The sequence below is a fragment of the Enterobacter cloacae complex sp. P18RS genome (genome assembly GCF_014982105.1).
Lineage (GTDB): Bacteria > Pseudomonadota > Gammaproteobacteria > Enterobacterales > Enterobacteriaceae > Enterobacter > Enterobacter hormaechei_C.
Map to the genome: position 1 here is coordinate 1 of NZ_JADCKV010000006.1, position 18,234 is coordinate 18,234.

Sequence of the window (18,234 nt, forward strand, 5' to 3'; positions counted from 1 at the left end):
TGCCTGATAAAAAGGATGAATGGCTACGTGATGTCGACCCGTTACGATGAGAAGTTGATACCCCGCTTCCTGGGCTCGTTTGAGGGCCTCAAGAGAAGAGGGGAGCAGGGTTTTCTGAGGGGTAAGCAGTGTTCCGTCTAAATCCAGGGCAATCACTCGCGAGGTCATTTTTTCTTCCGGGTTAATGTTGAATTTAAGGTCTGTCGGGATGGTACACCGAGAGCGGAACCCTGCAAAATCCCGGACTACAATTCAGCATTCACCGTTAAAAATAATCAGGAGTATTCATGAAACAAACCGTTTATACCGCCAGTCCTGAAAGTCAGCAGATCCATGTCTGGCGTTTGAATACAGAAGGTTCGCTTACGCTGGTTCAGGTTGTTGATGTGCCAGGCCAGGTGCAGCCGATGGTCGTCAGCCCGGATAAACGTTTTCTTTATGTCGGCGTACGCCCGGAATTCCGCGTGCTGGCATACCGCATCTCCCCGGACGACGGCGCGCTGACCTATACCGCAGAAGCCCCGCTGCCGGGCAGCCCGACCCATATTTCCACTGACCATAAAGGCAACTTTATCTTCAGCGGCTCCTACAATGCAGGCTGCGTGAGCGTCACCCGCCTGGAAGACGGTATTCCCGTTGAAACCGTCGACGTGGTAGAAGGGCTAGAAGGTTGCCACTCCGCCAACATTTCGCCGGATAACCGCACGCTGTGGGTGCCAGCGCTTAAGCAGGACCGCATCTGCCTGTTCACCCTGAGCGATGACGGCCATCTGGTCGCGCAGAGCCCGGCGGAAGTCACCACCGTGGAAGGCGCAGGCCCGCGCCACATGGTCTTCCATCCGAATCAGCAGTATGCCTATGTCGTTAACGAGCTGAACAGCTCGGTAGACGTGTGGGAGCTGAACGATCCTAACGGGCAGATCGAGTGCGTACAGACGCTGGACATGATGCCATCTGATTTCTCCGACACACGCTGGGCGGCAGACATTCACATTACGCCGGATGGCCGTCACCTGTATGCCTGTGACCGTACCTCCAGTCTGATCACCGTCTTCAGCGTCTCCGAAGACGGCAGCGTTCTGGCAGTTGAGGGCTTCCAGCCGACAGAAACCCAGCCGCGCGGCTTTAATGTCGATCACAGCGGCAAATACCTGATTGCGGCGGGGCAGAAATCCCACCACATTGCGCTCTATGAAATCCAGGGCGTGCAGGGTCTACTGGAAGAGAAAGGACGCTATGCGGTCGGACAAGGGCCGATGTGGGTTGTAATTAACGCTCATTGATCCGTAGACGAAAAAAAACCTCGCAAATGCGAGGTTTTTTTATGCGCGGTTAATGCATGAGGTAGGCCGGGTAAGGCGCAGCCGCCACCCGGCAGCAGACATTTTACTGCTTCGGCTCAGCAACCACTTTGCTACCCAGACCGCGGTTGTTGTATTCCCACATGCGGTTAAAGTTAGCGTCGTTCAGGTTACGCTGCACATTGTCTTTATCATCCACCGTGCCGGTGTTGCCGGAGAAAGGACGTTTCGAGATCGCCGCATCCGCCCACGGTTTTGCCATGTTAAAGCCTTCGTTAATCACGCTGTCGCGGATCACGACCTGGCCGTTAGTGGCGGAGTCCACGTCCAGAGAGCGACCAAGCTGCGCCACGCCATCGCCAGCAGCAGTAAAGCGGCTATTCACGGCCAGGAAGCCATAGAACAGGTTAGACTGCGTGGCCGGGGCAAAGACGTAACCTTCCTGCTGCGTACGTGAATTCACCACGCGGAAGTCGGTGTTATCAAATACCACCGCGCCGCGGCCAGAGACCATATCCACGTCGCCTTCAATGTAGCTGTTGGTGACCAGAGTACGCGTCAGACGGTTGTTCTGAAGGGTATTCTGCACGCCGCTGTTGGTCACGAAGAAGGTGTTCTGGCGGCCCAGGATATTGACGTTGTTAATCTGTACCTTGTCGCCATCGCTACGCAGCGCCACGGCCTGATGATTACCTGCGTCAACGCTGTCGCCCAGGGTGTTCTGAATGGTCAGGTTCTGCAATTGCAGGCCATTGTTCTGTGACCAGAATACCGCTGAACACATCACGCCAATGGTGGCGGCACGCTTGCGCTGGCAGTTATCAAACATATACCACGCCGGTTTACCTGGCATGTATTTACCGGCCGGGTTCACCAGATGGCGCCAGGTGGTGCTGTCGATCTCTGAATCAATCGCCAGGCCAATTTTTACGTCGACCGCTTTTTCGCCCAGGCCGTAAAGCGTAATGCTTCCCGGTGCCGCCGGAACATAAACGGTTCCTTCGTATTCACCCGGCAGGATGGCAATGTACTGACGAGATGCGCTGTGTTTGGTAATTGCGGCATCAACGGCTGCCTGAATAGAGGTGTGTGTAACGCCCTCTGCCCCGGCCGGGCCGACAACGAAGTCTGGCTGTTTCGGCAGGTTAATAGAAGAAGGCGTCCACGGGGCTGCATTGGGATCCATCGCCGAGAAATAGTGCGCACGGGTGAAGTTCTTCGCTTCAGCCGCTGACAGGATCGGACGGGAAGCGGTGCCCGGAGCAACCTGCTCAGAAGGTTGCTGATCCGGTGGTGTTGAACTGCAAGCGGATAAAGTCACGCCAAAGGCGAGTGCCAACGCCAGACGGGAAATCCTGGAAATATTCAAGGTAATGCTCCTGGGTATGCAAGTCTTATCTGGATAGACGAAATAGCCTGCTTTTTTATACTAAGTTGAGCGAAACGGGAAGATAAAAACCGGAAAAGTTGCATTTTTGCCCGCAGGCGACGGGAAAGTCATCACAAATAAATAACATTTTCCCCCAATGCGGTTGACAGCGGGCGGCAGATGAAAATAAATGTCTATACAACCCATGACAAGTGGAAGGCACATGCAGCAGCTTCATCCCGATGATGTGATATGGCGAAATGCGCGACTGGCAACCCTGGCGACAGGTGAGGCGGAGCCCTACGGCCTGAGAGAACAACATGCCCTCGTTGTGCGCGGCCAGACGATTCTGGCCATTATTCCTGAATCCGAGATCCCCTCCGGGCATCGTCAGTGTGTCGATCTCGACGGGCGTCTGGTTACCCCCGGCCTGATCGATTGCCACACCCATCTGGTGTTCGGCGGCGATCGCGCAGCGGAATGGGAGCAACGGCTTAACGGCGTGTCATATCAGACCATTAGCGCGCAGGGCGGCGGAATTAACGCCACGGTCACGGCCACCCGCAACAGTTCGCCGGAAACGCTCCTGACGGTGGCGCAGCAGCGACTCCAGCGGCTGATGAATGAAGGCGTAACGACCGTTGAAATCAAATCGGGATACGGACTGAATGCCGAAGCCGAAGAGAAAATGCTGCTGGTTGCCCGCCAGCTCAGCCTGAATAATCTGGTCGATATCAGCCCGACGCTGCTGGCCGCGCACGCCGTTCCTGCCGAGTACCGACAGGATCCGGATGCCTATCTGGCGCTGGTCTGTGAGCAGATCATGCCCACGCTGTGGCAAAAAGAGTTATTTGAAGCGGTGGACGTGTTTTGTGAAAACGTCGGCTTTACCCCGGCGCAAACCGAGCGCCTGTTCCGGGCCGCCGCCGCGCTCGGGATCCCGGTAAAAGGGCATGTAGAACAACTGTCGAATCTCGGCGGCGCGGCGCTGGTCAGCCAGTATAAAGGGCTGTCGGCCGATCATATTGAGTATCTCGATGATTCAGGTATTCAGGCGATGGCGCAAAGCGGCACGGTGGCGGTATTGCTCCCCGGCGCGTTCTATTTTCTTCAGGAGCGCCAGCGTCCGCCGGTGGCGCAGCTGAGAGAGCAGGGCGTGCCGATGGCGGTGGCTACCGACTACAATCCGGGCACCAGCCCGTTTGCCAGCCTGCATCTGGCAATGAACATGGCCTGCGTCCAGTTTGGCCTCACGCCGGAAGAGGCCTGGGCTGGCGTGACGCGGCATGCGGCGCAGGCGCTAGGACGTGGTGCGACGCACGGGCAGTTAAAGCCCGGTTATGTGGCTGATTTCGTCGTCTGGGAGGCGAATCATCCGGTTGAGATGGTTTACGAGCCGGGGCGGAATCCTATGTATCAACGCGTGTTTCGGGGGCAGGTAGCATGAAACTGTGGCATCCCGTCTCTCCGCAGGTCTGGCAGGGTCGTGACGACAGCGCCGAGTCCAGCACCGCGAAACGTCTCTTCCAGACCATACAACAGCGCGAACACTTTTCTCCCGCGCCGTCAGGCATCGCCCTGCTGGGCTTTGAATGTGATGAAGGGGTTAAGCGTAACCAGGGCAGGCCCGGTGCTGCACAGGCGCCCGATGTGTTGCGTGGCGCGCTGGCGAATATGGCGAGCCATCAGGGTCATGCGCGCCTCGTGGATATGGGCGCTATTTATGTTGAAGGCCACGCGCTGGAGGCGGCACAGCAGGCGCTGAGCGAGGCCATAACCGCGTGCCAGCAATCCGGGATGCGTACTCTGGTTTTCGGTGGTGGACATGAAACCGCCTGGGCGCACGGGCGCGGCGTGCTGGACGCCTTTCCGAACGATCGCCTTGCGGTGATCAACCTGGATGCGCACCTCGATTTACGCAAGGCCGAACGGGCAACGTCCGGCACGCCGTTCCGCCAGCTGGCGCACTACTGCGCGTCTCAGTCGCGGGTGTTTCACTACGCCTGCCTGGGGGTAAGCCGTGCGGCGAATACTCAGGCGCTGTGGGAGGAAGCTGAGCGGTTGAACGTGACGCTGGTTGAAGATCTCGATTTTCGCCGGGATACGCTATCCGTGCTGGATAACGTGCTTGCGCAGGCAGACCGGGTTTATCTCACCGTTGACCTTGATGTGCTGCCTGCCGCAGAAATGCCCGCCGTGTCCGCCCCTGCGGCGTTGGGGATCCCGGCGCTGGATCTGTTCCCGGTGATTGAGCGTATCTGCCGAAGCGGTAAACTACAGGCGGCGGATCTGGTGGAATTTAATCCGCACTACGATCGGGACGGACAGGGGGCGAAGCTTGCCGCCCGACTGGCCTGGCAAATTGCTCACTGGTGGGCATAACAACATTCAAGGAGTCATGATGTTTTCACGCTCGCCCCTGCCGCAGCCGAGCCCTCCCGCGCCTTTTTACGAAAAGGTGAAGCAGGCGATCAGCGAAAAAATCGCCGCCGGCGTCTGGCGCCCGCACGACCGCATTCCGTCCGAGGCCGAGCTGGTGGCGCAGTTTGGCTTTAGCCGAATGACCATCAACCGCGCACTGCGTGAACTGACCGATGAAGGGTTGCTGGTGCGTTTGCAGGGTGTCGGAACCTTTGTCGCCGAGCCAAAAGGACAGTCGGCGCTGTTTGAAATCCGCAGCATTGCCGATGAAATTGCCGCCCGCAACCATCAGCACCACTGCGAGGTGCTGGTGCTTGAGGAGACGCAGGCCAGCGCCGAACAGGCCATCGAGCTGAACGTTACCGAGGGCACCCGGATTTTCCATTCGGTGATGGTGCATTATGAGAACGACATTCCGGTCCAGATTGAAGATCGCTGCGTCAACGCGGAGCGGATACCGGACTACCTGAGCCAGGATTACACCCAAACCACACCGCATGCGTATCTCTCGCTCGTCGCCCCGCTGACGGAAGGGGAGCATATCGTGGAAGCCGTGCGCGCCACGCCGCAGGAGTGCGAGCTGTTGCGTATTAAAGAGCACGATCCCTGTCTGCTGATCCGCCGTCGTACCTGGTCGTCCTCGCAAATTGTGTCGCATGCGAAGCTGCTATTCCCGGGGAATCGCTACCGGTTGCAGGGCCACTTTATGTCATAAGTTTTATAAGCGTGATCGCTAACGCAATATAGCAAAATTGTATCTTTTTTGTTAAACCCGACCTTGTGTGTGCTTGTCTATACAAGTATATCTAAATGCATCACCTGTCCCTTATGAGGAACACACAATGTCGTCAGATAAATACCGCAAGCAGGATGTCCGCGCCGCGCGCGGCACCACGCTCACCGCAAAAAGCTGGCTCACCGAAGCACCGCTGCGCATGTTGATGAACAACCTTGATCCTGAGGTAGCAGAAAATCCCCACGAGCTGGTGGTCTACGGCGGCATTGGCCGCGCCGCGCGCAACTGGGCGTGCTATGACGCGATTGTCGAGTCTTTGACGAATCTCGAAAACGACGAAACGCTGCTGGTGCAATCCGGCAAACCGGTTGGCGTATTCAAAACCCATAAAAATGCGCCCCGCGTGCTGATTGCCAACTCCAACCTGGTGCCGCACTGGGCGACGTGGGAACACTTCAACGAACTGGACGCAAAAGGGCTGGCCATGTACGGCCAGATGACCGCGGGTAGCTGGATCTACATCGGCAGCCAGGGGATTGTGCAGGGCACGTATGAAACCTTCGTGGAAGCGGGCCGTCAGCACTATAACGGATCACTGAAAGGCCGCTGGGTGCTCACCGCCGGACTTGGCGGCATGGGCGGCGCGCAGCCGCTGGCCGCGACGCTGGCGGGCGCGTGCTCCCTGAACATTGAGTGCCAGCAGAGCCGCATCGATTTCCGTCTGCGTACCCGCTATGTCGATGAGCAGGCCGACAACCTCGATGACGCGCTGGCGCGCATCAAAAAGTACACCGCTGAAGGCAAAGCCGTGTCGGTTGCCCTGTGCGGCAACGCGGCGGATATTCTGCCGGAACTGGTGGCGCGCGGCGTGCGTCCGGATCTGGTCACCGACCAGACCAGCGCTCACGATCCGCTCCACGGCTATCTGCCAAAAGGCTGGACGTGGGAAGACTACCAGCAAAAAGCGGAAACCGATCCTGAGGGCACGGTACTGGCGGCCAAACGCGCCATGGCGGAACACGTCTCCGCGATGCTGGCCTTCAGTAAGATGGGTATTCCGACCTTTGATTACGGGAATAACATCCGCCAGATGGCGAAAGAGATGGGGGTGACTAACGCCTTTGACTTCCCCGGCTTCGTGCCCGCCTATATTCGTCCTCTGTTCTGCCGCGGCATTGGGCCATTCCGCTGGGTTGCCCTGTCCGGCGACCCGGAGGATATCTACAAAACCGACGCCAGAGTGAAAGAGATTGTCGCCGATGACGAACACCTGCATCGCTGGCTGGATATGGCGCGCGAACGCATTAACTTCCAGGGCCTGCCGGCGCGTATCTGCTGGGTCGGGCTGGAGTGGCGGCAAAAACTCGGCCTCGCCTTTAACGAAATGGTGCGCAGCGGCGAAGTCTCCGCGCCGATCGTCATTGGCCGCGACCACCTGGACTCCGGCTCTGTCGCCAGTCCGAACCGTGAAACCGAAGCCATGCGCGACGGCTCGGATGCGGTCTCCGACTGGCCGCTGCTGAATGCCCTGCTGAACACCGCCAGCGGCGCGACCTGGGTATCGCTGCACCACGGCGGCGGCGTCGGGATGGGCTTCTCCCAGCACTCCGGGATGGTCATCGTCTGTGACGGAACTGATGAAGCGGCCGCGCGTATCGCTCGCGTGCTGCACAACGACCCGGCAACCGGCGTGATGCGTCACGCGGATGCGGGTTACGAGATTGCCATTGATTGTGCCAAAGAGCAGGGCCTGAACCTGCCGATGATCCCTGCCACACAAGGAAAGCCTGCATGAACGCGTTAACACTTACTCCCGGCTCGCTGACGCTCAAACAGCTGCGTCACGTCTGGCGTCAGCCGGTGACACTCTCCCTTGATGAAAGCGCCCACCGTGCCATTAACGACAGCGTGGCCTGCGTGGAGGCGATTGTGGCGGAGGGGCGCACCGCCTACGGCATCAATACCGGGTTTGGCCTGCTGGCGCAGACCCGCATCGCCACGCACGATCTGGAGAATTTACAGCGTTCGCTGGTGCTGTCGCACGCGGCGGGGGTTGGCCAGCCGCTGGACGATGAGATCGTCCGCCTGATGATGGTGTTGAAAATCAACAGCCTGGCGCGTGGGTTTTCCGGCATTCGTCTGAGCGTGATCCAGGCGCTGATGGCGCTGGTCAATGCGGAAGTTTATCCGTGGATCCCGGCGAAGGGCTCCGTCGGCGCCTCCGGCGATCTGGCGCCGCTGGCGCATATGTCGCTGCTCCTGCTGGGTGAAGGCCAGGCGCGCTGGCAAGGGGAGTGGCTGCCTGCGAAAGAGGCGCTGAAAAAAGCTGGCTTAACGCCGATCACCCTCGCGGCAAAAGAGGGGCTGGCGCTGCTCAACGGCACGCAGGCGTCGACCGCTTTCGCGCTGCGCGGTCTGTTTGAAGCGGAAGATCTGTTCGCCTCGGCGGTGGTGTGCGGTGCACTGACCACTGAGGCGGTGCTCGGCTCGCGTCGTCCGTTCGATGCCCGCATCCACGAGGTGCGCGGCCAGCGCGGTCAGATTGATGCCGCCGCCATGTACCGCCACGTACTTACCGATACCAGCGACATTGCCGATTCGCATCACAACTGTGAGAAGGTGCAGGATCCGTATTCCCTGCGCTGCCAGCCGCAGGTGATGGGCGCATGCCTGACGCAGCTGCGCCAGGCGGCAGAAGTGCTGCTGGTCGAAGCCAATGCGGTGTCCGATAACCCACTGGTATTTGCTCAGGAAAACGAGGTGGTTTCTGGCGGTAACTTCCACGCCGAGCCGGTGGCGATGGCCGCAGATAATATCGCCCTGGCGATTGCCGAAATCGGGGCGCTGTCTGAGCGTCGAATCGCGCTGATGATGGATAAGCACATGTCCCAGCTGCCGCCATTCCTGGTGCGCAACGGCGGCGTGAACTCGGGCTTCATGATAGCCCAGGTCACCGCCGCGGCACTGGCAAGTGAGAACAAAGCCCTGTCGCATCCGCACAGCGTGGACAGCCTGCCAACCTCAGCCAACCAGGAAGATCACGTTTCGATGGCCCCGGCTGCCGGGCGTCGCCTCTGGGAGATGGCCTCTAACACCCGCGGCGTGCTGGCGGTGGAGTGGCTGGCGGCGTGTCAGGGTATTGATTTGCGCGAAGGGCTAAAATCCAGCCCGCTGCTGGAGCAGGCGCGCCAGGAACTGCGCGAGCACGTTACGCACTACGATGACGACCGCTTCTTTGCGCCGGATATTGATAAGGCGATGCAGCTTCTGGAGGAAGGACGGCTGGTGGGGCTGTTACCTTCGGTGCTGTGATTTTATGCCCGGTGGCGCTGCGCTTACCGGGCCTACGAGTGCGAAATGTAGGCCGGGTAAGGCGTAGCCGCCACCCGGCTTTTTTTACGAATACATCGCCGTAATCGACGCGCTGCCCAGCGAATGGAAATGCACGTTAAAGCCTACCATCGCGCCGCTCGCCCCTTCGTCGACCTCAATCTTGTCCACATCCAGCGCGTGCACGGTGAAGATATAGCGGTGCGTTTCCCCTTTTGGCGGCGCCGCGCCGCCGTAGCCCGCTTTGCCAAAGTCAGTGCGCGTCTGAATCGCACCGTCAGGCAGAGCAACCAGATCGGAACCGGAGCCCTGCGGCAGCACGCGCGTGTCGGCGGGCAGGTTTGCCACGATCCAGTGCCACCAGCCCGACCCGGTTGGCGCATCCGGATCGTAGCAGGTCACGACAAAACTTTTGGTTCCCGCTGGCACATCGTCCCACGCCAGATGGGGAGAGATATTATCCCCCTGATAACCCATCCCGTTAAACACGTGACGTTCCGGCAGCTTTTCGCCGTCGCGCAAATCTTTACTGATGATTTTCATCCGATTTCCCTCGTTACTCACTCATTCAGAAAGTGTAACGCATGGGGTTAAATCGCGAAATGCGCTGAAGTGTTAACGGCTTCAACCACTGCCCCGGTCAGCTTGCGGAGCTGATCCGCAGAAATGCTGTACGGCGGCATGAGGTAAATCAGCTTACCGAAAGGTCGCACCCACACGCCCTGGTCAACGAAGAAGCGCTGCAACGCGGCCATGTTCACCGGATGCGTTGTCTCGATTACCCCGATGGCGCCCAGTACGCGGACGTCCGCGACGTATTCCGCCTCCGCCGCCGCGCTTAACTGCTGCTTCAGCTGCGCCTCAATCGCCGCCACCTGCGTCTGCCATGCGCCGCTTTCCAGAATGGCGAGGCTTTCGCTTGCCACGGCGCAGGCCAGCGGGTTGCCCATAAACGTCGGGCCGTGCATAAAGCAGCCCGCGTCGCCGTCGCTGATGGTATCGGCAACCTGGCGGGTGGTAAGCGTGGCGGAGAGCGTCATGGTGCCGCCGGTGAGCGCTTTCCCCAGGCACAGAATATCCGGCGCGATCCCCGCATGCTCGCAGGCGAACAATTTCCCGGTGCGGCCAAAGCCGGTGGCGATCTCATCGGCAATCAGCAGGATCCCTTCGCGGTCGCACATCTTCCGAATGCGCCTCAGCCACTCGGGATGGTACATCCGCATTCCGCCCGCGCCCTGCACAATCGGTTCGAGAATAACGGCGGCAATCTCGTGGCGATGGGCCGCCATCAGCCGCGCGAAGCCCACCATGTCCATCTCGTCCCATTCGCCGTCGAAGCGGCTCTGCGGGGCTGGCGCAAACAGGTTTTCCGGCAGATAGCCTTTCCACAGGCTGTGCATGGAGTTGTCCGGATCACATACCGACATCGCGCCGAAAGTGTCGCCGTGATAGCCGTTGCGGAAGGTAAGGAACCGCTGGCGCGTTTCGCCCTTCGCATGCCAGTACTGCAACGCCATTTTCATCGCCACTTCCACGGCCACCGAGCCGGAGTCGGCCAGGAAAACGCACTCCAGCGATTCAGGCGTCATCGCTACCAGGCGACGGCATAAATCCACCGCGGGCTGATGCGTGATCCCGCCAAACATCACGTGTGACATCTGGTCAATCTGCGCTTTCATCGCCGCGTTCAGTCGCGGGTGGTTGTAGCCATGGATCGCCGCCCACCAGGAGGACATCCCGTCAACAAGCCGCTCGCCGCTGGCAAGATGCAGCTCGCAGCCGTGGGCCGAGGCTACCGGATAGACGGGAAGGGGGCGGGTCGTGGAGGTGTAAGGGTGCCAGATATGCTGCTTGTCGAAGGCGAGATCGTCCTGGGTCATAATCGACTTGTAAACCATTTTGAAAAGTTTTAGGTTTACAAGTATAAACCGAACCGACAATTAACAAAACCCTTTGGAGAAGCCCGATGGCTCACCACGCACGCTGGACGATGTCGCAAGTCACTGAATTATTCAACAAACCTTTCCTGGAGCTGATGTTTGAGGCGCAACAGGTGCACCGCCAGCACTTCGATCCGCGTCATGTTCAGGTCAGCACGCTGCTGTCGATCAAAACCGGGGCTTGCCCGGAAGACTGCAAATATTGCCCGCAAAGCGCGCGCTATAAAACCGGTCTCGAATCCGAGCGCCTGATGGAAGTCGAGCAGGTGCTCGACTCCGCGCGCAAGGCCAAAAACGCTGGCTCGACCCGCTTCTGCATGGGCGCGGCGTGGAAAAATCCGCATGACCGCGACATGCCCTATCTGGAGCAGATGGTGAAGGGGGTGAAGGAGATGGGGCTTGAAGCCTGCATGACCCTTGGTACGCTGAACGAAGAGCAGGCGCAGCGTCTCTCGGCGGCGGGGCTGGATTACTATAACCACAACCTCGATACCTCGCCGGAATTCTACGGCAACATCATCACCACGCGCACCTATCAGGAGCGTCTGGACACGCTGGATAAAGTGCGTGATGCGGGGATCAAGGTCTGTTCCGGCGGGATCGTGGGACTGGGAGAGACGGTAAAAGATCGTGCCGGCCTGCTGTTACAGCTGGCAAACCTGCCGACCCCGCCGGAAAGCGTGCCCATCAACATGCTGGTGAAGGTAAAAGGGACGCCGCTGGCGGATAACGAGGACGTGGATGCCTTCGATTTCATCCGCACCATCGCGGTGGCGCGCATCATGATGCCGACCTCTTACGTTCGCCTCTCTGCCGGTCGCGAGCAGATGAGCGAGCAGACCCAGTCGATGTGCTTCATGGCCGGGGCCAACTCCATCTTCTACGGCTGCAAACTGCTGACCACGCCAAACCCGGAAGAGGACAAAGATGTCCAGCTGTTCCGCAAGCTGGGGCTGAACCCACACCAGACCGAGGTACAGGCGGGGGATAACGAGCAACAGCAGCAGCTGGAGCAGCAGATTTTTAACGCCGACACCGACCAGTTCTACAACGCGGCAGCCGTATGACCTGGCAGGCACGTATCAGGACCGCGCTCGACGAGCGGCGGGCGGCGGATGCGTTTCGGGTGCGCAGGGTAGTGGAAAACGGTGCAGGCCGTTTTCTCTCCCGGGAAGGAGAGCGGTTCTGTAATTTCTCCAGCAACGATTATCTGGGCCTGAGCCAGCACCCGCAGATCGTTCGCGCCTGGCAGCAGGGCGCGGATCGTTACGGCGTAGGCAGCGGTGGCTCCGGGCACGTCAGCGGCTACACCACGGCGCATCAGGCGCTGGAGGAAGAGCTGGCCGACTGGCTGGGCTACCCGCGGGCGCTGCTGTTTATCTCCGGTTTTGCCGCGAATCAGGCGGTGATTGCCGCCCTGATGGGCAAAGACGACCGCATCATCGCGGACCGCCTGAGCCACGCGTCCCTGCTTGAAGCGGCCAGTCTCAGCCCGGCGCAGCTGCGGCGTTTTGCCCATAACGATGCCTCTCAGCTGAACGTCCTGCTGGGTAAACCCTGTTCAGGGCTTCAGCTGGCGGTGACGGAAGGGGTATTCAGCATGGACGGCGACAGCGCGCCCCTTGCCACCTTGCATGACGTCGCAAAACAGCAGAACGCCTGGCTGCTGGTCGACGATGCCCACGGCATTGGCGTCACCGGCGAGGAGGGGCGCGGAAGCGCGCACCAGCAACGCGTCAGGCCGGAACTGCTGGTGGTCACTTTTGGCAAAGGCTTTGGCGTCAGCGGCGCCGCGGTGTTGTGCAGCGAGCCGGTGGCCGATTACCTGGTGCAGTTCGCCCGGCACCTGATCTACAGCACCAGCATGCCCCCGGCGCAGGCCGTGGCGCTCTCTGCGTCGCTTGCGGTGATCCGCGGCGAAGACGGCGCTGAACGCCGGGCGCGCCTGGCCGACCATATTCAGCGTTTTCGCCGGGGGGTAAGCGCACTGCCTTACCGGCTTACCGACTCGCACAGCGCCATTCAGCCCGTGATTGTGGGTGAAAACCATCGGGCGCTGATGCTGGCACAGGCGCTACGAGAGCGGGGGCAGTGGGTCACGGCGATCCGCCCACCCACCGTGCCGCCAGGCACCGCGCGCTTGCGTCTGACGCTCACGGCAGCGCACGAGCCGCAGGATATCGATACGCTTCTGGAGGCACTGTATGTCTCCTGTCAATAAACAGGCCGTTGCCGCCGCGTTTGGCCGGGCAGCGCAAAGCTATTCACAGCACGATGAGCTGCAACGCCTGAGCGCCCGCGGGCTGCTGGCCGCGCTCGGTGAGGGGCGTTTTGCGCAGGTGCTCGACGCTGGCTGCGGGCCTGGCGGCAATAGCCGCTACTGGCGCGCAACGGGTAGCCACGTCACGGCGCTGGATTTATCCGCGCAGATGCTGGATGAGGCCCGCCAGCAGCAGTCAGCAGACCGTTATCTGGTGGCCGATATCGAGGCCATCCCGCTGGAGGATGCGCTGTTTGACCTTGTCTGGAGCCATCTGGCGGTGCAGTGGTGCGCCAGCCTGCCGCAGGCCCTACGCGAGCTATACCGCGTGGCGCGGCCCGGCGGAGCGGTGGCCTTTACCACCCTGCTGGAAAGTTCGTTGCCAGAGCTGAATCAGGCGTGGAGGGCAGTGGATGCGCAGCCGCACGCCAACCGGTTTCTCTCGCACCAACAGGTCACTCAGGCGCTGGCAGGCTGGCGCTATCGCAGCATGGTCCAGACCGTCACCCTCGAATTTAGCGATGCGTTAAGCGCCATGCGATCGCTTAAGGGCATAGGCGCGACGCACCTGCACGCCGGACGGGAGAAGAAACCCCTTACCCGTGGCCAACTCCAGCGTCTCGAGCTGGCCTGGCCGCAGGAGCGGGGCCGGTTCCCGCTCTCTTATCATCTTTTTCATGGGATTATTGAACGTGACTGAACGTTATTTTGTTACCGGCACGGACACTGAAGTCGGTAAAACGGTTGCCAGCGCCGCGCTGTTGCAGGCGGCGCGTCTGCTGGGGAAAACTACGGCCGGGTATAAGCCCGTAGCCTCCGGCAGCGAGATGACGCCGGAAGGCTTACGTAATACCGATGCGCTGGCGCTACAGCGTAACAGCAGCCTTACGCTGGCCTATTCTGCGGTGAACCCCTATACCTTTGCTGAACCCACCTCGCCGCACATCGTCAGCGTCGATGAAGATCGTCCGATTGATTTTTCGGTGCTCTCTTCCGGGTTACGCGTCCTGGAAACGCAGGCCGACTGGGTGCTGGTGGAGGGGGCTGGCGGCTGGTTTACCCCGCTGTCCGACGAGCAGACATTTGCTGACTGGGTGCAGGCCGAGCAGCTTCCGGTCATTCTGGTGGTTGGCGTGAAGCTTGGCTGTATCAATCACGCCATGCTGACCGCCCAGGCCGTGCAGCAGGCCGGGTTGCGTCTGGCAGGGTGGATTGCCAATGACGTGGTAGCGCCGGGTAAACGTCATGCTGAGTATCTGGCGACGCTGAAGCGGGTGCTGCCTGCGCCGTTTCTCGGCGAGATCCCGTGGCTTGCCGACGGCGCAGAGCAGGCGGAAACCGGACGCTATCTCGACCTCAGCGCCTTATGTCCCGCGCCATCCAGTGCGCAATAAGGTCGTCATCCAGCTCGTTAACGTGGCCCTGTGCCACGTTACGTCCGCGATAGAGCATGCAGAAACGATCCGCTACCCGGCGGATAAACGACAGCTGTTGCTCCGCTAACAGCACCGTCATTCCCAGCTCCCGATTCAACCGCACCAGCAACTGCCCCAGCCTGCGCGCGAAACCGTGCCCTGCGCCATGCATGGGCTCATCCAGAATCAACACGCGCGGACGATTAACCAGCGCACTGGCGAGGGCCAGCTGATACTGGTCGTCAGGGGACAGCGCAGAGGCACGGCTCTGTCGCAGCGGATAGAGCTCCGGAAACAGGGCATACACGTCACTTTTAGATGCCGGATCGGGTTTCCCCGTCGCCCGCATAGCGATATGCAGATTTTCATCGACGGTGAGCTGGGAAAATATTCGCCGATCCTGCGGGACGTAGCCTATCGTCGGCGGCGCCGGGAATGCTGACGCAGGGTTGAGCAAGTTATGCGGCGGCGCGCCAGCCTCATGCCAGATGATGGTGCCGCTCTCGACGGGCACCTTTCCGGTAATGCAGTTCATAAGCGTGGATTTGCCCATGCCAGGCAGGCCAACAATGCCCGTACAGATGCCTTGCGGGAAATCGATATTCACGTTCCATAGCGTATGTTGGCTTCCGTAAAACTGATTTACAGCACGCAGACTCAACATCTTTCTCTCCTTAAAAATGTGTGGGGTGATGCACAGAGTGATGTCTGCAAAACGCCTGCCAGGAACTTCATAATGATTAAAAAAAGGCCATTTTTAGGAATAACTCACTATCAAAAGCTGAACGTTTATACGAATTGCACACTCCCGGTGCTGCGTATGTCGAATTGTGGTGCAGGAGAAATGACAGAATTGTGATTAAGATCTCGCCAGTCGCTTATGAAAAAATGAACGTTTTCCAGGCAAAAAAGAGTGATAAAAATTTTTTACTGCCGCTTCGTGGGAAAAACCGGGAATTAGCTGGAGTGCATGCTGTACGGGCTGGAGGCAGTTATCCACTATTCCTGTGGATAACCTTGTGCATTAGAGTTAGAAAACCCGCGATAAGCGAGAGAATACGCGGGTTACAACCAAATTGATGCGAAACGCGGCTTAATAAATTAGTCTTTATTTTTTAACGAATTAGATAAAAGCAATTCCCTCAACGCCAGCGAGACCTGTTGCCATAAAACTTTCATAACCGCCCTTGACAAATGTTAAAAAAGTAATAGTTCTGGGGATAACCCCCTGAGGCTGGTGTTTTATTTTGTCACAGTCGAAATTTGGCTCGCGAACGCACTAATCCTCTCTGCGCTACGCTAAATATCCTGACACGCTACTGGTTTTTCATCCAGTGTTTTTTACTGGCAATCCTGGCCACAACGAGTAAAATTACTCACCTGCCGCTTATTCTGTCATCAGGTCGTCGCCCATGAGTAAACCGTTTAAACTGAATTCTGCTTTCCGTCCTTCCGGGGATCAGCCCGAGGCTATTCGTCGCCTGGAAGAGGGGCTGGAGGACGGGCTGGCGCACCAGACCCTGCTGGGGGTTACCGGTTCGGGCAAAACCTTCACCATTGCCAACGTCATTGCCGATCTCCAGCGTCCGACGATGGTTCTCGCGCCGAACAAAACGCTGGCGGCGCAGCTGTATGGTGAGATGAAAGAGTTCTTCCCGGAAAACGCGGTGGAGTATTTCGTCTCCTACTATGACTACTACCAGCCGGAAGCCTACGTTCCCAGCTCCGACACGTTTATCGAGAAAGATGCCTCGGTGAACGAACATATCGAGCAGATGCGTTTGTCGGCGACCAAGGCGCTGCTGGAGCGTCGTGATGTGGTGGTGGTGGCCTCGGTGTCGGCGATCTACGGCCTGGGCGATCCGGATCTCTATCTCAAGATGATGCTGCACCTGACGCAGGGGATGATCATCGATCAGCGTGCGATTTTGCGCCGTCTGGCGGAGTTGCAGTACACCCGTAACGATCAGGCGTTCCAGCGCGGGACCTTCCGCGTGCGCGGCGAGGTGATTGATATCTTCCCGGCGGAGTCGGACGATATGGCGCTGCGCGTGGAGCTGTTCGACGAAGAGGTTGAACGCCTGTCGCTGTTCGATCCGTTGACCGGTCACGTCGAGTCGGTGATCCAGCGCTTCACCATCTACCCGAAAACGCACTATGTAACGCCGCGCGAGCGTATTGTGCAGGCGATGGAAGAGATCAAAACCGAGCTGGCGGACCGCCGCAAGGTGCTGCTGGCGAACAATAAGCTGCTGGAAGAGCAGCGCCTGAGCCAGCGTACCCAGTTCGATCTGGAGATGATGAACGAGCTGGGCTACTGCTCCGGCATCGAAAACTACTCGCGCTACCTCTCCGGGCGCGGGCCGGGCGAAGCGCCGCCGACGCTGTTTGACTACCTTCCGGCGGACGGCCTGCTGGTGATCGACGAATCCCACGTTACGATCCCCCAGATCGGCGGGATGTACCGCGGTGACCGCGCGCGTAAAGAGACGCTGGTGGAGTACGGGTTCCGACTGCCGTCAGCGCTGGACAACCGTCCGATGAAGTTTGAAGAATTTGAGGCGCTTGCTCCGCAGACCATCTACGTATCGGCCACGCCGGGCAACTACGAGCTGGAAAAATCCGGTGATGACGTGGTGGACCAGGTGGTGCGTCCGACCGGGCTGCTGGATCCGATTATCGAGGTGCGTCCGGTGGCGACGCAGGTGGACGATCTGCTCTCGGAAATACGTGCCCGCTCCGCCATCAACGAGCGCGTGCTGGTTACCACGCTCACCAAACGTATGGCGGAAGATTTGACGGAGTATCTGGAAGAACACGGCGAGAAGGTGCGGTATCTGCACTCGGATATCGATACCGTGGAGCGTATGGAGATCATCCGCGATCTGCGTCTGGGCGAGTTCGACGTGCTGGTCGGTATTAACCTTCTGCGAGAAGGGCTGGATATGCCTGAGGTGTCGCTGGTGGCGATTCTGGACGCGGACAAAGAGGGCTTCCTGCGTTCCGAGCGCTCGCTGATCCAGACCATTGGCCGCGCCGCGCGTAACGTCAACGGGAAGGCGATCCTGTACGGGGATAAAATCACCCCGTCGATGGCCAAAGCGATTGGCGAAACGGAACGTCGTCGCGAGAAGCAGCAGCGCTACAACGAAGAGCACGGCATCACGCCGCAGGGGCTGAACAAGAAGGTGGTGGATATCCTGGCGCTGGGTCAGAACATTGCGAAGACCAAAGCGAAAGGCCGCAGCAAGGCCCGTTCAGTGGTGGAAGAGGATACCGTCGCGCTGACGCCGAAAGCGTTGCAGCAGAAGATCCACGAGCTGGAAGGGCAGATGATGCAGCATGCGCAGAACCTGGAGTTCGAAGAGGCCGCGCAAATCCGCGATCAGCTGCATCAGCTGCGGGATCTGTTTATTGCGGCATCGTAGTTTTTTGCCCGGTGGCGTTTTCTCCCTCTCCCTG

Annotated in this window: 16 protein-coding genes; 11 read left to right on the top strand and 5 right to left on the bottom strand. The window is 59.3% G+C overall.

What is annotated here, in order from left to right:
* Window positions 1-168 (bottom strand): HAD hydrolase family protein (locus INF61_RS02425; RefSeq protein WP_193547496.1); only part of this gene is annotated, 168 nt, incomplete at its 3' end.
* Between the two features lie 119 nt (window positions 169-287).
* On the opposite strand from INF61_RS02425, the gene pgl reads away from it, so the two are divergent.
* Window positions 288-1,283 carry a 6-phosphogluconolactonase gene (pgl, locus tag INF61_RS02430; protein ID WP_017694123.1) on the top strand — a complete coding sequence of 332 codons (996 nt, stop codon included), beginning with the start codon at window positions 288-290 and terminating at the stop codon, window positions 1,281-1,283.
* A 103-nt stretch (window positions 1,284-1,386) separates the two neighbouring features.
* Here the strand turns inward: pgl and INF61_RS02435 are convergent, their stop codons facing one another.
* On the bottom strand, window positions 1,387-2,670 hold the full coding sequence (locus INF61_RS02435; RefSeq protein ID WP_017384948.1) for a putative acyl-CoA thioester hydrolase: 1,284 nt from the start codon (window positions 2,668-2,670) through the stop codon (window positions 1,387-1,389).
* 223 nt (window positions 2,671-2,893) lie between these two features.
* Here INF61_RS02435 and hutI point away from each other — a divergent pair, with 223 nt between their 5' ends.
* The 5 genes from hutI (at window position 2,894) to hutH (ending at window position 9,139) form a co-directional block, all read left to right on the top strand.
* The gene (gene hutI, locus INF61_RS02440; protein WP_032670311.1) at window positions 2,894-4,117 is read left to right on the top strand and encodes an imidazolonepropionase; all 1,224 of its coding nucleotides are present in this window, start codon (window positions 2,894-2,896) and stop codon (window positions 4,115-4,117) included.
* Window positions 4,114-5,052, top strand: coding sequence for a formimidoylglutamase (gene hutG, locus INF61_RS02445; protein WP_193547497.1), 939 nt, complete (start codon window positions 4,114-4,116; stop codon window positions 5,050-5,052). Before hutI ends, hutG begins: the two co-directional genes overlap by 4 nt.
* Before the next feature lie 19 nt (window positions 5,053-5,071).
* Window positions 5,072-5,806 (top strand): histidine utilization repressor, encoded by a 735-nt coding sequence (locus INF61_RS02450; RefSeq protein WP_017384945.1) that lies wholly within the window; start codon window positions 5,072-5,074, stop codon window positions 5,804-5,806.
* Window positions 5,807-5,933: 127 nt separating this feature from the next.
* Window positions 5,934-7,622, top strand: a complete 1,689-nt coding sequence (gene hutU / locus INF61_RS02455) for a urocanate hydratase (protein ID WP_032671286.1) — start codon at window positions 5,934-5,936, stop codon at window positions 7,620-7,622.
* The gene (gene hutH / locus INF61_RS02460) at window positions 7,619-9,139 is read left to right on the top strand and encodes a histidine ammonia-lyase (RefSeq protein ID WP_015571090.1); all 1,521 of its coding nucleotides are present in this window, start codon (window positions 7,619-7,621) and stop codon (window positions 9,137-9,139) included. The genes hutU and hutH overlap by 4 nt, the downstream gene beginning before the upstream one ends.
* Window positions 9,140-9,223: 84 nt before the next feature.
* Here the strand turns inward: hutH and INF61_RS02465 are convergent, their stop codons facing one another.
* Together INF61_RS02465 and bioA are read right to left on the bottom strand one after the other, a co-directional pair.
* Window positions 9,224-9,700, bottom strand: a complete 477-nt coding sequence (locus INF61_RS02465) for a kinase inhibitor (RefSeq protein ID WP_003858531.1) — start codon at window positions 9,698-9,700, stop codon at window positions 9,224-9,226.
* 47 nt (window positions 9,701-9,747) lie between these two features.
* A complete protein-coding gene (gene bioA / locus INF61_RS02470) occupies window positions 9,748-11,055 on the bottom strand; it encodes an adenosylmethionine--8-amino-7-oxononanoate transaminase (RefSeq protein WP_047727119.1) in 1,308 nt (435 codons plus the stop codon).
* A gap of 68 nt (window positions 11,056-11,123) precedes the next feature.
* On the opposite strand from bioA, the gene bioB reads away from it, so the two are divergent.
* From bioB to bioD, 4 genes are read left to right on the top strand one after another with little or no spacing between them, the layout of a single operon-like run.
* Window positions 11,124-12,164, top strand: coding sequence for a biotin synthase BioB (gene bioB, locus INF61_RS02475; protein WP_193547498.1), 1,041 nt, complete (start codon window positions 11,124-11,126; stop codon window positions 12,162-12,164).
* A complete protein-coding gene (bioF, locus tag INF61_RS02480; RefSeq protein ID WP_032102637.1) occupies window positions 12,161-13,318 on the top strand; it encodes an 8-amino-7-oxononanoate synthase in 1,158 nt (385 codons plus the stop codon). The genes bioB and bioF overlap by 4 nt, the downstream gene beginning before the upstream one ends.
* The gene (bioC, locus tag INF61_RS02485; protein ID WP_040117398.1) at window positions 13,302-14,057 is read left to right on the top strand and encodes a malonyl-ACP O-methyltransferase BioC; all 756 of its coding nucleotides are present in this window, start codon (window positions 13,302-13,304) and stop codon (window positions 14,055-14,057) included. The genes bioF and bioC overlap by 17 nt, the downstream gene beginning before the upstream one ends.
* On the top strand, window positions 14,050-14,751 hold the full coding sequence (bioD, locus tag INF61_RS02490; protein ID WP_023303329.1) for a dethiobiotin synthase: 702 nt from the start codon (window positions 14,050-14,052) through the stop codon (window positions 14,749-14,751). The genes bioC and bioD overlap by 8 nt, the downstream gene beginning before the upstream one ends.
* Here bioD and INF61_RS02495 read toward each other — a convergent pair.
* The gene (locus tag INF61_RS02495) at window positions 14,714-15,436 is read right to left on the bottom strand and encodes an ABC transporter ATP-binding protein (RefSeq protein WP_015571086.1); all 723 of its coding nucleotides are present in this window, start codon (window positions 15,434-15,436) and stop codon (window positions 14,714-14,716) included. The genes bioD and INF61_RS02495 overlap by 38 nt on opposite strands.
* Window positions 15,437-16,184: 748 nt before the next feature.
* On the opposite strand from INF61_RS02495, the gene uvrB reads away from it, so the two are divergent.
* The gene (gene uvrB, locus INF61_RS02500) at window positions 16,185-18,200 is read left to right on the top strand and encodes an excinuclease ABC subunit UvrB (protein WP_023303330.1); all 2,016 of its coding nucleotides are present in this window, start codon (window positions 16,185-16,187) and stop codon (window positions 18,198-18,200) included.
* Window positions 18,201-18,234 lie beyond the last annotated feature (34 nt).

Excerpts from the sequence above, each read along its gene's own strand:
- pgl (WP_017694123.1), top strand. The coding sequence starts at position 288 with ATGAAACAAACCGTTTATACCGCCAGTCCTGAAAGTCAGCAGATCCAT.
- hutI (WP_032670311.1), top strand. The coding sequence starts at position 2,894 with ATGCAGCAGCTTCATCCCGATGATGTGATATGGCGAAATGCGCGACTG.
- hutG (WP_193547497.1), top strand. The coding sequence starts at position 4,114 with ATGAAACTGTGGCATCCCGTCTCTCCGCAGGTCTGGCAGGGTCGTGAC.
- INF61_RS02450 (WP_017384945.1), top strand. The coding sequence starts at position 5,072 with ATGTTTTCACGCTCGCCCCTGCCGCAGCCGAGCCCTCCCGCGCCTTTT.
- hutU (WP_032671286.1), top strand. The coding sequence starts at position 5,934 with ATGTCGTCAGATAAATACCGCAAGCAGGATGTCCGCGCCGCGCGCGGC.
- hutH (WP_015571090.1), top strand. The coding sequence starts at position 7,619 with ATGAACGCGTTAACACTTACTCCCGGCTCGCTGACGCTCAAACAGCTG.
- INF61_RS02465 (WP_003858531.1), bottom strand. The coding sequence starts at position 9,700 with ATGAAAATCATCAGTAAAGATTTGCGCGACGGCGAAAAGCTGCCGGAA.
- bioA (WP_047727119.1), bottom strand. The coding sequence starts at position 11,055 with ATGGTTTACAAGTCGATTATGACCCAGGACGATCTCGCCTTCGACAAG.
- bioB (WP_193547498.1), top strand. The coding sequence starts at position 11,124 with ATGGCTCACCACGCACGCTGGACGATGTCGCAAGTCACTGAATTATTC.
- bioF (WP_032102637.1), top strand. The coding sequence starts at position 12,161 with ATGACCTGGCAGGCACGTATCAGGACCGCGCTCGACGAGCGGCGGGCG.
- bioC (WP_040117398.1), top strand. The coding sequence starts at position 13,302 with ATGTCTCCTGTCAATAAACAGGCCGTTGCCGCCGCGTTTGGCCGGGCA.
- INF61_RS02495 (WP_015571086.1), bottom strand. The coding sequence starts at position 15,436 with ATGTTGAGTCTGCGTGCTGTAAATCAGTTTTACGGAAGCCAACATACG.
- uvrB (WP_023303330.1), top strand. The coding sequence starts at position 16,185 with ATGAGTAAACCGTTTAAACTGAATTCTGCTTTCCGTCCTTCCGGGGAT.